Source organism: Halorhabdus sp. SVX81, assembly GCF_029207715.1.
Lineage (GTDB): Archaea > Halobacteriota > Halobacteria > Halobacteriales > Haloarculaceae > Halorhabdus.
On the sequence record NZ_CP104322.1, the window covers coordinates 1,764,034 to 1,777,277 of the forward strand.

Annotated in this window: 15 protein-coding genes and 1 tRNA gene; 12 read left to right on the forward strand and 4 right to left on the reverse strand. The window is 61.7% G+C overall.

Annotated features, from left to right (window positions below; all coding sequences use genetic code 11):
- Positions 1–244: 244 nt before the first annotated feature.
- Positions 245–472 (reverse strand): type II toxin-antitoxin system HicA family toxin, encoded by a 228-nt coding sequence (locus SVXhr_RS08735; protein ID WP_275736830.1) that lies wholly within the window; start codon positions 470–472, stop codon positions 245–247.
- Positions 469–723: a type II toxin-antitoxin system HicB family antitoxin gene (locus SVXhr_RS08740; RefSeq protein ID WP_275736831.1), complete on the reverse strand. Its 255-nt coding sequence runs from the start codon at positions 721–723 to the stop codon at positions 469–471. The genes SVXhr_RS08735 and SVXhr_RS08740 overlap by 4 nt, the downstream gene beginning before the upstream one ends.
- 248 nt (positions 724–971) lie before the next feature.
- On the opposite strand from SVXhr_RS08740, the gene SVXhr_RS08745 reads away from it, so the two are divergent.
- The 5 genes from SVXhr_RS08745 (at position 972) to SVXhr_RS08765 (ending at position 6,809) form a co-directional block, all read left to right on the forward strand.
- Positions 972–3,200 carry a glycoside hydrolase family 3 C-terminal domain-containing protein gene (locus SVXhr_RS08745; protein WP_275736832.1) on the forward strand — a complete coding sequence of 743 codons (2,229 nt, stop codon included), beginning with the start codon at positions 972–974 and terminating at the stop codon, positions 3,198–3,200.
- Between the two features lie 93 nt (positions 3,201–3,293).
- Entirely contained in the window at positions 3,294–3,683 is a 390-nt protein-coding gene (gene sdhC, locus SVXhr_RS08750) for a succinate dehydrogenase, cytochrome b556 subunit (protein ID WP_275736833.1), read from the forward strand.
- A gap of 3 nt (positions 3,684–3,686) precedes the next feature.
- On the forward strand, positions 3,687–4,055 hold the full coding sequence (locus SVXhr_RS08755; protein WP_275736834.1) for a succinate dehydrogenase hydrophobic membrane anchor subunit: 369 nt from the start codon (positions 3,687–3,689) through the stop codon (positions 4,053–4,055).
- Complete coding sequence (locus SVXhr_RS08760) at positions 4,052–4,975, forward strand: succinate dehydrogenase/fumarate reductase iron-sulfur subunit (protein ID WP_275736835.1); 924 nt, start codon at positions 4,052–4,054, stop codon at positions 4,973–4,975. Before SVXhr_RS08755 ends, SVXhr_RS08760 begins: the two co-directional genes overlap by 4 nt.
- A 4-nt stretch (positions 4,976–4,979) precedes the next feature.
- Positions 4,980–6,809, forward strand: coding sequence for an FAD-binding protein (locus SVXhr_RS08765; RefSeq protein WP_275736836.1), 1,830 nt, complete (start codon positions 4,980–4,982; stop codon positions 6,807–6,809).
- Positions 6,810–7,401: 592 nt separating this feature from the next.
- Here SVXhr_RS08765 and SVXhr_RS08770 read toward each other — a convergent pair.
- Positions 7,402–7,486, reverse strand: a tRNA-Leu gene (locus SVXhr_RS08770).
- A gap of 430 nt (positions 7,487–7,916) precedes the next feature.
- Here SVXhr_RS08770 and SVXhr_RS08775 point away from each other — a divergent pair.
- Positions 7,917–8,168 carry a hypothetical protein gene (locus SVXhr_RS08775; RefSeq protein ID WP_275736837.1) on the forward strand — a complete coding sequence of 84 codons (252 nt, stop codon included), beginning with the start codon at positions 7,917–7,919 and terminating at the stop codon, positions 8,166–8,168.
- 117 nt (positions 8,169–8,285) lie between these two features.
- Positions 8,286–9,425 carry an aldo/keto reductase gene (locus SVXhr_RS08780; RefSeq protein WP_275736838.1) on the forward strand — a complete coding sequence of 380 codons (1,140 nt, stop codon included), beginning with the start codon at positions 8,286–8,288 and terminating at the stop codon, positions 9,423–9,425.
- Positions 9,426–9,461: 36 nt separating this feature from the next.
- Here SVXhr_RS08780 and uppS read toward each other — a convergent pair whose 3' ends face one another.
- Positions 9,462–10,391 (reverse strand): polyprenyl diphosphate synthase, encoded by a 930-nt coding sequence (uppS, locus tag SVXhr_RS08785; RefSeq protein WP_275736839.1) that lies wholly within the window; start codon positions 10,389–10,391, stop codon positions 9,462–9,464.
- A gap of 101 nt (positions 10,392–10,492) precedes the next feature.
- On the opposite strand from uppS, the gene SVXhr_RS08790 reads away from it, so the two are divergent.
- The 5 genes from SVXhr_RS08790 (at position 10,493) to SVXhr_RS08810 (ending at position 13,235) form a co-directional block, all read left to right on the forward strand.
- Positions 10,493–10,687 carry a cold-shock protein gene (locus SVXhr_RS08790; RefSeq protein WP_275736840.1) on the forward strand — a complete coding sequence of 65 codons (195 nt, stop codon included), beginning with the start codon at positions 10,493–10,495 and terminating at the stop codon, positions 10,685–10,687.
- A 2-nt stretch (positions 10,688–10,689) separates the two neighbouring features.
- The gene (locus SVXhr_RS08795) at positions 10,690–10,884 is read left to right on the forward strand and encodes a cold-shock protein (protein ID WP_275736841.1); all 195 of its coding nucleotides are present in this window, start codon (positions 10,690–10,692) and stop codon (positions 10,882–10,884) included.
- 145 nt (positions 10,885–11,029) lie between these two features.
- Entirely contained in the window at positions 11,030–11,428 is a 399-nt protein-coding gene (locus SVXhr_RS08800; RefSeq protein ID WP_275736842.1) for a DUF5778 family protein, read from the forward strand.
- A gap of 124 nt (positions 11,429–11,552) precedes the next feature.
- Entirely contained in the window at positions 11,553–12,872 is a 1,320-nt protein-coding gene (hemA, locus tag SVXhr_RS08805; RefSeq protein ID WP_275740910.1) for a glutamyl-tRNA reductase, read from the forward strand.
- An 84-nt stretch (positions 12,873–12,956) separates the two neighbouring features.
- Positions 12,957–13,235, forward strand: coding sequence for a 4a-hydroxytetrahydrobiopterin dehydratase (locus SVXhr_RS08810; RefSeq protein ID WP_275736843.1), 279 nt, complete (start codon positions 12,957–12,959; stop codon positions 13,233–13,235).
- Positions 13,236–13,244 lie beyond the last annotated feature (9 nt).

The window sequence follows — 13,244 nt, forward strand, 5'->3', positions numbered from 1 at the left end:
CCAACCCCTCCGTCGATGACAGGCTTCGATACCCGTGCTGAGTTCAACCGCTATATCTCCCACACTGATTTCAGTAGTACAGAAATCTGTAACACCGGCAAGTCAAAAATTCTGTAAATACCCATCGTCCAGCCTGGAAACGACGGCGGACGCAAGATCCGCTCCCGTAGGGTCCTAGTTCACTCCGTTCACGAGAAATCGGCAGTCAGTCACGACCCGGCGTCACTCACCGGTGGTCGTCGACCTACTCGCAGAACGCCTCGAAGTCCTGGGCGCCGCACTGATCGGCGATATTTCGCAACGTTCCAGTCTGGATTTCGCCCCCCATCGGCACGGTCACGTTCCGTACTTCGCCCGTTTTGGGGTGTTGATAGCGGAGTTTGAGGTGGCTCCCGGTTCGATCAACAGGATAGTAGTCCATATCGATCAACACTGACGCCACGTCTTCGCCCGTGAACCGTCGCCGACTCATTCCTCAAACCAGGGGGCGTCGGGTTCGCGGGATTCGTCGGGGACCGTCTCCGGATCGATCCCCCACTCCCGGAGATCGTCATCGGCGACGGGGTCCCCGATCTCACCCTTGTGCAGCGCGACAGCCTCGTCGAGATTTTCGAGTGCTTCCTGGCGGCTTTCGCCCTGGCTGGCGACGCCGGTCTCCGCATCGATCGCCGACCACCGGCCGGAATCGTTCTCGATCAGGCTGATCTCCCGACCTGTGCTCATGAAACGAATTACGTGCACGACCCAAATAAACGTTCTGTGAAATCTACATAGTGAACCTCACTGCCAGCGGGAGCAACGCCAGTACGCACACGGGGAGAACCCGAAAGAGCCGGTCGACCCGACGCCACCATCTTGCAAACATCGAAGAGATAGTACAACAACTACTAGTAGCATGCTGCAGTAAGTACTGGTAGAGACAGTGGTTCGACACTGTGCTCCAACAGTCGGACCACGGCAGGACAATCGCTATGGCTACCAATAACACAGACGACACGACAGACCGGATCGAGGCACTGATCGACCGACTCACGCTTGAGGAGAAGATCGATCTCGTTCACGGTGACGATGACCCGGATGAACTCGCGACGGGATATCTCCCGGGCATCGAGCGACTGGACGTGCCGTCGCTCTCGATGGTCGACGGGCCGCTGGGCGTCCGACCGGGCACGGCGACCGCGTTCCCGGCGTCGATCGCCCTGGCTGCCGCCTGGGACGACGACCTCGCCCACGAGCAGGGCGAAGCCCTCGGTCGGGAGACGCTCGGTGCTGACCAGGACGCCTTGCTCGCGCCGGGGTTCAACATCGTTCGCGTGCCCCAGGGCGGTCGAACGTTCGAATATTACAGTGAGGACCCGTACCTGGCGAGTCGGCTGGCCGTCGGGACCGTCGAGGGCGTTCAGGACGCCGGCGCGATCGCCACCGCGAAGCACTTCGTCGCCAACAACCAGGAGCAGGATCGACACGAAGTGAGTGCCGAGGTGAGCGAGCGCGCGCTCCGGGAAATCTACCTGCCGGCCTTCGAGGCGGCGGTCACGGAGGGCGACGTCGGATCGGTGATGGCTGCCTACAACCGGATCAACGGCACGTACGCGACCGAACACGAGTGGCTGTTGAGCGACGTCCTCAAGGACGAGTGGGGGTTCGATGGCTACGTCGTCAGTGACTGGTGGGCGACAAGCGACGGCGTGGCGGCAGCCAACGCCGGCCTCGACGTCGACATGCCGGGGATCCCGGTGAGCCAGTGGCACGCCGAAGAGAGTCTCCTGCACGACGTGATCGAAAGATTGCCCGACACACTGCCGAAACAGTCGATCGCGAAACTCGCCTCGACCCCGTGGCTCCCCGAGAACGTCAATCCGAACCTCTTCGATCGAAGCCCGTTCGAAGTCGAACTTCCCGAGGCAGTCAGACGCGGGCAAGTCGCCGAGTCGGACCTCGACGAGAAGATCAGACGCGTCCTTGGCCAGATGGACCGCTTCGGGCTGTTCGACGACGAGCAGCCAAGCGGTGCACTCGGTGCCGGGGAACACCGCGACGTGGCAACGCGGGTCGCCGAGCGCGGCGCAGTCCTCCTCCGGAACGAAGGGAACGTGCTCCCGCTCTCGCCCGAAACCGACTCGATCGCCGTGATCGGTCCCAACGCCGACTCGGCAAAGGTCGGCGGCGGCGGGAGTTCGCGGGTCACACCCGATAGCACAGTCAGTCCACTCGAGGGAATTCGCGAGCGCGTCGGCGGTGACACCCGCGTCGCCTTCGCTCGCGGAACCGAACCGATCGACGACACCGAGGGTGTGGCGGGTGTGAACTTCGACCTCTCGGAGTTCGCTCCAGGAGGCTCCTCTAGCGACGATGGCGCGCCAGGGGTGGGCGACGCAGTCGTCGCTGCCCGACAGGCGGACGTCGCAGTCGTATTCGTTCAGGACGACGCGGCCGAAGGCACAGACCGATCGCTGTGGCTCCCGGGCGAACAGGATCGGCTGGTGGCTGCTGTCGCCGACGTTGCAGACCGGACCGTCGTCGTCTGTAACACCGCCGGGGCGATTCGGATGCCGTGGGCCGATGATGTCGACGCGGTCGTCGAGATGTGGTATCCCGGCCAGGAGGACGGCCACGCAACGGCGGCAGTCCTGTTCGGCGACAGCGACCCCAGCGGCCGGTTGCCGGTTACCTTCGGTCGTCGACTCGACGACTATCCGGCATCGACCGAAGATCGGTATCCGGGGGTCGGGCTGGAAGCCGAGTATGACGAAGGCGTTTTCGTCGGCTATCGGCACTTCGACGCCGAGGGGATCGAACCCCAGTTCGCGTTCGGTCACGGGCTAAGCTACACCGACTTCGCGTATTCCGACGTGGCGGTCGATCACGATGGCGAGCCGGACGCGACTGTCGAGGTTACGGTCGAGAACGTCGGCGAGCGTCCGGGCCGGGACGTTGTACAGGTGTACCTCGGGCCTGCCGATGCCCCGCTCGAACGGCCGCCGAAAGCACTCGCTGCGTTCGAGACCGTTGCGCTCGATGCCGGCGAGGCAGTGACTGTCACGTTAGATCTCGATTCGCGTGCGTTCGCCTACTACGACGTCGAGGCGGGCGAGTGGACCGCGGCGGACGGCGAGTACACTGTCCTGGTCGGTCGGTCGTCTCGCGATATCGTCGCCGAACGGACAGTTATCGTCGAGGAATCGACGATCGTCGAGTAACACGAGGCTTCGATACCGGCAATCGGTCGCGGAAACCGGCGAATCGTTGCCCGGGGACAACAACTATGATAGTCCGGGCCGTCGTGTGGCAATATGGCGCAAACGTACGACCGTGGAGCCGTCGAGGACTTCGGTCGGTGGCGGGAGTTCTCGGCCGGGATGTGGGCCTGGTTGCTTCACAAGTTCACCGGCTGGGTGCTCGTCGGATACCTGTTCACGCACATCGCCGTGTTGAGTACGGCGACAGGCGGCGAGGAGCTGTATAACGCCACCCTGGGTGGTCTCGAAGCACTGGCGATCGTCCGGCTGCTCGAAGTCGGCCTGCTCGCTGTCGCCGTCTTTCACATTCTGAACGGGATCCGGCTGCTGTTCATCGATCTGGGACTCGGTCTGGAACGACAGGATCAGAGTTTCTATGCGTCGCTGGTGATCACGGGGGCCATCGCCGTCGCCAGCGTCCCGACGTTCCTCGGGGGGCTGTAATCCATGGCTGAATACTACTCGTCGTTCGAGTCCGGGGGCAAACGGTGGTTCCTCCAGCGGATCACGGCAGTCATTCTGATCGGCACGCTTGCCTTTCACTTCTTCCTGTTGCACTTTGTCAACCACGCCGCTGACATTTCCTTTGCTGGCACGCAGGCCCGAATGAAGCAAGTTGGCTACTTTATGACGATGGTCGTCTTTCTGGTGGCGGCGACGTTCCACGGCGTCAACGGCATCTACAACGCGCTGGTCAACCAGGGCATCTCCGGGACGCCAAAGCGCGTCGCAAAATACGGACTGACCCTCGCCGGACTGCTGTTGATCGGGCAGGGTATCCGGGTCGCACTTGCAATGGCAGGGATTACACTATGAGCACAGATTCAAACGCCGAGACGGAAGTCGACGCCGAAGCGGACATCGAAACCGAGGCAAAAACGAACGCCGAATCCGAGCCGGCCGTCCCGGAAGCGGATATCTCAGCCCACCAGCAACGCCGGATGGACGAAAAGCGCGACGGGATGGCCGAACGCGACGCAGAAGCAGCGGCGGCTGCGGAGGCCGACGGGGAGACGACCCACCTCCGTATCTTTCGGTACGATCCCGAGGTCGAGGGGAAGACTGAACCACGTTTCGACGACTTTCAGGTCCCCTACGAGCAGGGGATGACTGTCCTCGACGCGTTGATTTACGCGCGCGATCACTTCGATTCGACGCTGACCTTTCGTCACTCCTGTCAACAGGGCGTCTGTGGCTCTGACGCGCTGTTTGTCAATGGCTCGCAGTACCTGGGCTGTAAGACCCAGTTGAACGAGTTCGACGAGCCGGTCCGGATCGAACCGTTGCCCCACCAGGATGTTGTCAAGGACTTGGTGGTCGACATGCAGCACTTCTACGAGCAGATGGACGCCGTCGAGCCGTACTTCGAGCCCGACGAGTTGCCCGAGGACGAACTCGAAGAGCAGCGCCAGACCCGGGAGAACCGCGAGAAGATCAAACTCTCGACGCGATGCATCCAGTGTGGGGCCTGTGCGTCCTCGTGTAACGTCGCTGCGGGCGACAACAAGTATCTCGGCCCGGCGGCACTCAACAAGGCCTACCGGTTCATCATGGACGAGCGGGAAGGCGGCGAGCGGCGGGAAGAGCGCCTCGAGATCGTCGAGGACGAACACGGCGTCTGGCGGTGCCAGACCCAGTTCTCCTGTACGGAGGTCTGTCCGAAGGACATCCCTCTGACCGAACACATCCAGGAACTCAAGCGCGAAGCGATCAAAGAAGACATCAAATTCTGGTGAAACTATGCACGAACACGACGTACTCGTTGTCGGTGCGGGCGGCGCAGGGCTCCGGGCAGCGATCGCGGCAGCCGAAGAGGGAGCCGACGTGGCCATCGTCACGAAGCTCCACCCCGTGAGAAGTCACACCGGGGCGGCCGAGGGCGGGATCAACGCCGCGCTCCAGGACGAGGACTCTTGGCAGGATCACGCCTACGACACGATGAAAGGGTCGGACTTCCTCGGGGACGCGCCGGCAATCGAGACGCTCGCGAGTGACGCGCCGGAGGACGTCATCCAGCTCGATCACTGGGGGATGCCGTTCTCCCGAGAGGAGGACGGCACGGTCTCACAGCGACCGTTCGGCGGCCTGTCGTACCCGCGGACGACTTACGCCGGCGCGGAGACCGGCCATCATCTGCTGCATACGATGTACGAGCAGGTGGTCAAGCGGGGCATCGAAGTCTACGAGGAGTGGTACGTGACGGACCTCGCCGTGACTGACGACGATGATCCGGAAGACCGGACCTGCCATGGCGTCGCCGCCTACGACATCAAGACCGGCGAAGTCGAAGGGTTCCAGGCCCGAGACGCCGTTATCCTTGCGACCGGCGGGCTCGGCCAGGTGTTCGATCACACCACCAACGCCGTCGCCAACACGGGGGACGGGCAAGCGATGGCCTACCGCGCGGGCGTGCCGCTCGAAGACATGGAGTTCGTCCAGTTCCACCCCACGTCGCTGCCCTCGACTGGCGTCCTCATCTCGGAGGCCGTCCGGGGGGAAGGTGGGATCCTCTACAACGAAGATGGCGAACGGTTCATGTTCGAGAACGGGTATGCGAACAACGAAGGGGAACTCGCCTCCCGTGACGTCGTCTCGCGCGCGGAGCTTACCGAGGTCAACGACGGACGGGGAATCGACGAGGAGTACATCCACCTCGACATGCGCCACCTCGGCGAGGAGCGCATCATGGATCGCCTGGAGAACATGGTTCACCTGGCCGCAGACTTCGAGGGTGTCGACGCGCTCGAAGAGCCGATTCCGGTCAAGCCCGGCCAGCACTACCAGATGGGCGGCATCGAGACCAACGAGAACGGCGAGACGTGCATCGAGGGGCTGTACGCCGCCGGCGAGTGTGCCTGTGTCTCGGTACACGGCGCGAATCGACTGGGTGGCAACGCCCTGCCCGAACTGTTCGTCTTCGGGAAACGCGCCGGATATCACGCCGCCGGCCGGGACATGAAGGCCGCCGAAATCCCCGTTGGCCCTTCCGCTCGAACCGAAACCAGCGACGTATCACCGGCCGTCGACCCTGGCACAGTCGAAGGCGCGAGCGACAATGTGGCCGCAGACGGCGGTGTGACCGCCGATCCGACCACTGTGGTCGAGCGGGAGGTCGAAATCGAGCGCGAACGGATCGAAAATCTCCTCGAACGTGACGGCACCAACCACGCCGACGTCCGGGCCGACGTCCAGGAAACGATGACCGAGCACGTCAACGTCTTTCGGACGGAAGACGGGTTGGAGACAGCCCTCGAAGAACTTCAGGAAGCCCGCCGAGCGTACCAGGATGTCGCCGTCGAGGACCCGTCACGGACGTTCAACACGGATCTCATCCACACGTTAGAGACGCGAAACATCATCGACCTCGCGGAGACGATCGCGCTCGGTGCGCTTGCCCGGACGGAGTTTCGCGGCGCACACTGGCGAGCCGAACACCAGACCCGCAAGGACGACGAGTGGCTCAAACACACCATGATCGCGTGGGACGACGGCGACCTCGATCTCTACTTCGTCCCGGTCATCCTCGACGGCGAGAACAAGACCTACGAACCCGTCGATCGTAGTTACTGAGGGCTCGTTTTTCGATTGTGACAACAAGACTGTCCCGCAGCTAGGGGTAGTGTCGATTGAATCGAGGAAACAGTTGCTATCGGGCAGTGGGTGCACTGAACGAATAGGGGTGGGGGTGGGGGGTGGGAAAGTCGGGCACCTTGCGGTGCCACATCCGAGATGTGGCGATGGTGAAATATAAACGTTGTCCCAAAATTATCAGATATGATTTCGAGGTGAGACCAATCCGGTGTGCTGTTCGTCGGGACACGCACAGCCATCACGGAGAGGAGCCATCTCTGACGACATCTTGTGGTCCTGGCCGTCATCGATTTCAGCGGGTTGGGAGACAATGACCGCTCGGGTGTTCCTCTCACATGTTGATATGCGACCGTCACACGTCGGTGACGGGTCGCGATTCGTGAGTCCGGACACGGAGCCTCCGGCCGTTGTCTCTCGCCGATCTGCTCGCGATAGAAGTTTGTGGGACCGGATTTGAACTGGATGAAGACATTCCGGGCGTGCGGCGCAATGCGCCGTCCCGGGCTCTGACTTCCAGGATTCAAATCCTCAGCAGCACAGCAATCGCTCGCGGTTTTGCTCGCGATAGAAGTGCGTGGGACCGGATTTGAACCGGCGGACCCCTACGGGACAGCGCCCTCAACGCTGCGCCGTTGGCCTGGCTTGGCTACCCACGCGCTCTTGCGATTAACTCCATCACATAGTTCCGGAGGGGGATTAAAATGACTGTCGATTCGTCACGTGAACCAGTCCCACTACTGAGCGACTGATGTGTCACTCACTGAAGCGTTCTGTCGCTGGTGGGATTTTTTGTCCCGCACTTGTGCCAATCGAGCCTGTCCGGTCACTACCCTGCGCCATCCTATTTAAACCCAATCAACATCTATAATGGTTTGATATCTGTCTGTAACGGTCTTCTATATCTGATAGATTTCTTATGTATGTCGTATCTATTAATATGACATTTTAGACAAAATGCGGCAAGATTGTGTTTGAGTCCGTTTTCAAACCGTGTAGTGTATAACACGGTTATTGGTAACACGTCCAATATTGCTATCCGAAACTAGGTACTTATACGGCTGGAGGAGTTTAGAATACCATAGACATATGAGTTGTAAATCACAACCCTCCCAGCCATCTGAAGCGTCGTTTACGACAACCCAGCTGTCGACTGATGAGACCGCCGAGGACGCGGTGTTGACCCGGACCAAGCGCTATACTTTTTACTGGCAGCTCGGCCCAAATGGGCCGGAGCTCCTCCGGGTCTCTGACTTCGACGGGACAAACGTGACCGCGAGTGTCGACCCGCCGGATGACATGTACGAACGTCTCCGGCAGAACAGCCAGCGGAGTGCCTGATCACCGCGATTCCAGAGGGTTTCCGACGTTCAGCTTTTGTCAGTCGGTTCGTTGAACAGAGTCACCGACAGGCACCCAAACACTCAAGAGGCAATACTTGCATGGACTTTTAACGCCATGCAATACCGTGACTTCGGTCAATCAATAGACTGGGACCCCTCGGCACTCGGGTTCGGGGCAATGCGACTCCCCACTGACGAGGATGGCGCTGTCGACGATGACCGCGCGATCGGAATGATCCGAACAGCGATCGAGGAAGGTGTCAACTACGTCGACACCGCCTGGCCCTATCACGATGGCGAAAGCGAGCGTCTCGTCGGGCGTGCGCTCGAAGACGGCTATCGCGAGGACGTCCACCTCGCGACGAAGATGCCGTCCTGGGAGATCGAATCACAGGACGACCTTGACGAGTACCTTGACGCCCAGCTCGAACGATTGGGCGTCGACTCCATCGACTGCTATCTGCTGCACGCGCTGGGCCAGGACTTCTGGGACACCTACCAGTCCGTCGATGTCTTCGAGTGGCTCGAGGAGGTTCGCGACGCGGGAAAGATCGAGCAGATCGGCTTTTCGTTCCACGACGACCTCGATCTGTTTCGGGAGATCGTCGACGCCTACGACTGGGATTTCTGCCAGATCCAGTACAACTATCTCGACGAAGCGTTCCAGGCTGGCCGTGAAGGTCTGAAGTACGCGGCCGACCAGGGGCTGGGCGTCATCGTCATGGAGCCGCTTCGGGGCGGCCGCCTCGCAACGGACCTTCCCGATCCGGTGGCCGAAGCGTTCGACACGGCCGACACCGATCGCTCACCCGTCGAGTGGGCACTACAGTGGCTCTGGGATCAGCCGGAGGTTTCGCTGGTGTTGAGCGGCATGTCGACGATAGACCAGGTCCGTGAAAACGTCGAGCTCGCGTCCCGATCCGGTGTGGGTCAGTTTTCCGCGGACGATCGGACGGCCGTCAAGGCCGCTCGCGATCGCTTTCAGAAACTCATGGCGGTGGACTGTACCGGCTGTGACTACTGTATGCCGTGCCCGACTGGGGTCCAGATCCCGCGGAACTTTGATCTCTACAACCGCCTGGAGATCGGTGACGATCCGGAAACGGTCGTTTCAGCATACGACGACATGGATGCGGAGGGCCGCGCAGACGCCTGTGTCGCCTGTGGCGACTGCCTGGAAGCCTGCCCGCAGCAGTTAGAAATCATCTCATTGCTCGAAGACGCACACGCGAGTTTCGAGGCTGCCAGGGCGTGATTCTGCCGGCGAATACAGCGTCGATACTGCCCAGTCTCAGTCGCTGCCGGGTTCGCGTTCGGTGTCGACGGAAACGTCGATGTCTTCGAGTTCACGTGAGGGCAGCGAGTCACGGAACCGCCGGAGGATGCGCTTGGCGTTGTGTAGTTCCGGATCGCTGACCGCCCGCACCAGCGCCAGGGCTCGCTTGGCTCTGGTCCGTCGCCAGGAGTCCGCACGATGTTCGTACGTCCGGATCGCCCGAAGGAAGTCGATTTTTCGAAATTCGGGCCAGTATGGCGCACAGAAGTACGCCGCCGCCTCGTTGCCGTTGGCGTGCCACGGCAGGAAGTTCGACGTTCGCTCGTCGCCCCCGGTGCGAACGATGAGATCGACGTCCCTGCTCGGCCCCTCGTAGAGTCGGCTTTCGACCGTCTCGACGTCGATCTCTGCCGGATCCAGGTCACCGCTTTCGACAGCGCTTGCGATATCTTTGACCGCACCGAGCAACTCGGCGCGACCCCCATAGGCGAGGGCGATATTCAACCGAAACTGCTCGTACCCGCTGGTTCGATCCTCGGCATAGTCGATCGCCTCGCGGACGCGTTTCGGTAGCCGATGGGTTTCGCCGATCGCCCGGATTCGAATGTTCGCCTCGTGTACCCGATCGGCGTCTGCGAAGTCATAGAGTTTCTCCTCGATAAGGTCAAAGAGGACTGCACGCTGGTCGGCCGGCCGGTCGAAGTTCTCGGTCGAGAAGGTATACAGCGTCAGTTCCTCGATCCCGAGTTCGTCACACCATTCGAGTAACGCCTCGGTCGTTTCCGCCCCCGCTCGGTGACCATCCGTGGTTTCGGCCCCTTCCTTGCGGGCATACCGGCGGTTGCCGTCCTGAATGACAGCGACGTGAGTCGGCGCGCCGTCGATCTCCCCCTTTAACAGCCGCTCGTAGACGCTGGTCGCGCGGTTGCGGATCCACGAGCGCATATGTCAACAGATCACCGTCGTCTCGCATGAGTCTTCCGTTCCGTGGTATCGAGGGGGTTCCCGGAGGATTTTAATACGTCGATCACATTTGAACGGTTGCAATGGCGAACGGTACGGTTGATTTCTTCAACGACACTGGCGGTTACGGTTTCATCGACACCGAGGACTCCGAGGAGGACGTGTTCTTCCACATGGAGGATATCGGGGGCCCTGACTTGGAGGAGGGCCAGGAAGTCGAGTTCGAAATAGAGCAGGCCGAGAAGGGCCCGCGTGCGAAGGATCTCACGAGGCTATAACCATGGCGACAGGCATCGTGGATTTCTTCAACGATACGGGTGGCTACGGATTCATCGAGACTGACGACGCCGACGACGACGTGTTCTTCCACATGGAAGATGTCGGCGGCCCTGACTTGGAGGAGGGCCAGGAAGTCGAGTTCGATATCGAGGAAGCCGAGAAAGGCCCGCGTGCGACGAACCTGAAACGACTGTAAGCCAGTTTGTGGACGGTACGGACGCGAACAAACACGGTCGAAACGGGGTTTCCCCGTTTTCTTCCGCTCTCGGATCGATAGCGACTGGTTTCTCGGCCGATCGAAGACCGTGAGTCGTATTACTGCCGGGCCTGGACAGTCGTGTATGGACGCGACTGGAGGAGACCTCTACAAGCAGACGAAAGCGTTACTCGAGCCCGGCGAGATCGAACTGCGAGGGCTGATCGTCCGGACGGATATCGCCAACAACGAGGAGTCGGAACTCAACCGGCTCACACTCGAAGTTGGCGACGTGATCGCCGAACACGCCGAAACCGACGCCGACACGTATGTTTACTCCGGGACCGACGACCCCGAGTTCGGCCTCAATCAACACCAGGGCCGGACGATCGAGGGCGAGGAGTTCGTCTGGGAGTGTCAGCAACTGCTGCGCGACGGGACGTTCGATGTGGTGTTTTATTACGAGGATTCCGCCGACACGGAAGCGATCCTGGCGGATCTCCGCGCGAACGAGTACGACGTCGAAGATGTCGAGTCCCCCTGAGCACACCCGTGGGAATGGCTCTCGCAGTGTCGCAAAGGGGGCCGGGTTAGGAAGGCTTTAGATACCAGCGGTCCCAATACCCACGAGATAGCGGAAGTGTGATTTCGGACGTGATTGGTGATACATCGTGAAGGAGCCTGGCTACATATCGGGCGTGAGCGTCGCCCATCAGAACTGCAGCGTCGAAGCGATCGACGCGGCGGCGGCCGACAGCCAGCGCGCTGGCGTCGACAGTCTCCTCGAAGCCCCAGGCGTAACAGAAGCAGTTGTCCTTCAAACGTGCAACCGCTCCGAACAGTACGTCGTCACGGAGGACCCGGCGGCGGGTCGGGCCGCATTGAAACCGGCGATCGCCGACGTGCCGGACTCGGCAGTCGTCGAGATGGGCCACGAAGAGAGCCTCCGGCACCTGCTTCGGGTCGCGGCCGGTTTGGAGTCGCTGGTCCCGGGCGAGGATCAGATCCTGGGGCAGGTCAGAGACGCCTACGAGGACGCGCGCCACGCCGACGGACTCGGTCCGGTCCTCGACGAGGCCGTAACGAAGGCGATCCACGTCGGCGAGCGCGCCCGCACGGAGACGGCGATCAACGAGGGCGTCGTCTCGCTTGGAAGTGCTGCGGTCGAACTCGCCGAACGGGAGTGCGACCTCGACGCGGCGACGGCGCTGGTCATCGGTGCCGGCGAGATCGCGACGCTTGCAGCCAAGGCGTTGGATGCACGGAGTGACGTCGCCCACCTCTCCGTCGCCAACCGGACAGTCCCCCATGCGGAACACGTGGCGTCGATGGTCGACGTCTCGGCGAGTGCAATGGGCCTGGAGGAGTTGCCGTCAGCGCTTGATCGGGCCGATCTGGTCGTCTCGGCGACGGGGAGCCCCGAACCGATCGTCGAGCCGACTACCTTCGAAGCGACCGGCGAGACCGTCGTCGTCGACATCGGCCAGCCGCGGGATGTGCCGCCGGCGGTCGATGCGGTGCCCGACGTTGCCGTGTTCGATCTCGACGACCTCGAAGCAGTGACTGCACAGACGCGGGCGAACCGTGAGGCGGCCGCCGCCGCGGTCGAAGACATCGTCGAGGACGAACTCGTTCATTTACTTACCAGATACAAACGCTCCCGGGCTGACGACGTAATCTCGACCATGTACGAGAGTGCCGAACGCGTCAAGGCTCGCGAACTCGAGCAAGCGCTCGCGTCGATGGATCTCGACGATGACGAACGCGAGGTCGTCGAGGCGATGGCCGACTCGCTGGTCAACCAACTGCTCGCCGCGCCGACGAAATCGCTCAGAGACGCCGCCGAAGCCGACGACTGGGACACGATCGACACGGCACTCCAACTGTTCGATCCCGACTTCGGCGACGAGGAATTCCCGCCGAGTGTCGCGAGTGCCGATGGGGACGTGCCAGAACGCTTCTCGGGTCTCGTCGACGCCGACGACTGAGTGAGGAGACGCCAGTCCGACCTCGATCCGGGTGCTTTCGCCCCCGCCAGAACGTTCTTGAAAGCGAGTGACGTGTGTCCATGCATGACAGACGTCCTCGACGACGCGGAGATCGACGAGCGCCTCCCGGCAGGCTGGGAGCGCGACGGAGACGAAATCGTCCGGACCTTCGAGTTCGACGCCTATCTCGACGGCGTCGGCTTCGCGGCGGCTGCGGGCGGCCTCGCCCAGGAAGCCTTCCACCATCCGGAGTTGACCATCGGCTGGCGCGAGGTCGAGATTCGGCTGACGACCCACGACGCCGGCGGCATAACCGACGCTGACCTCGAACTCGCCAGGCGATTCAACGGCCTTCGGGAGTGAAACCTCGGC

What these genes read in the sequence shown, in the direction of transcription:
- SVXhr_RS08800 (WP_275736842.1), top strand. Translation starts at nt 11,030, where the DNA reads ATGGACGCGACTGGAGGAGACCTCTACAAGCAGACGAAAGCGTTACTC.
- sdhC (WP_275736833.1), top strand. Translation starts at nt 3,294, where the DNA reads ATGGCGCAAACGTACGACCGTGGAGCCGTCGAGGACTTCGGTCGGTGG.
- SVXhr_RS08740 (WP_275736831.1), bottom strand. Translation starts at nt 723, where the DNA reads ATGAGCACAGGTCGGGAGATCAGCCTGATCGAGAACGATTCCGGCCGG.
- SVXhr_RS08745 (WP_275736832.1), top strand. Translation starts at nt 972, where the DNA reads ATGGCTACCAATAACACAGACGACACGACAGACCGGATCGAGGCACTG.
- SVXhr_RS08780 (WP_275736838.1), top strand. Translation starts at nt 8,286, where the DNA reads ATGCAATACCGTGACTTCGGTCAATCAATAGACTGGGACCCCTCGGCA.
- SVXhr_RS08765 (WP_275736836.1), top strand. Translation starts at nt 4,980, where the DNA reads ATGCACGAACACGACGTACTCGTTGTCGGTGCGGGCGGCGCAGGGCTC.
- SVXhr_RS08795 (WP_275736841.1), top strand. Translation starts at nt 10,690, where the DNA reads ATGGCGACAGGCATCGTGGATTTCTTCAACGATACGGGTGGCTACGGA.
- SVXhr_RS08790 (WP_275736840.1), top strand. Translation starts at nt 10,493, where the DNA reads ATGGCGAACGGTACGGTTGATTTCTTCAACGACACTGGCGGTTACGGT.
- uppS (WP_275736839.1), bottom strand. Translation starts at nt 10,391, where the DNA reads ATGCGCTCGTGGATCCGCAACCGCGCGACCAGCGTCTACGAGCGGCTG.
- SVXhr_RS08760 (WP_275736835.1), top strand. Translation starts at nt 4,052, where the DNA reads ATGAGCACAGATTCAAACGCCGAGACGGAAGTCGACGCCGAAGCGGAC.
- SVXhr_RS08755 (WP_275736834.1), top strand. Translation starts at nt 3,687, where the DNA reads ATGGCTGAATACTACTCGTCGTTCGAGTCCGGGGGCAAACGGTGGTTC.
- SVXhr_RS08810 (WP_275736843.1), top strand. Translation starts at nt 12,957, where the DNA reads ATGACAGACGTCCTCGACGACGCGGAGATCGACGAGCGCCTCCCGGCA.
- SVXhr_RS08775 (WP_275736837.1), top strand. Translation starts at nt 7,917, where the DNA reads ATGAGTTGTAAATCACAACCCTCCCAGCCATCTGAAGCGTCGTTTACG.
- SVXhr_RS08735 (WP_275736830.1), bottom strand. Translation starts at nt 472, where the DNA reads ATGAGTCGGCGACGGTTCACGGGCGAAGACGTGGCGTCAGTGTTGATC.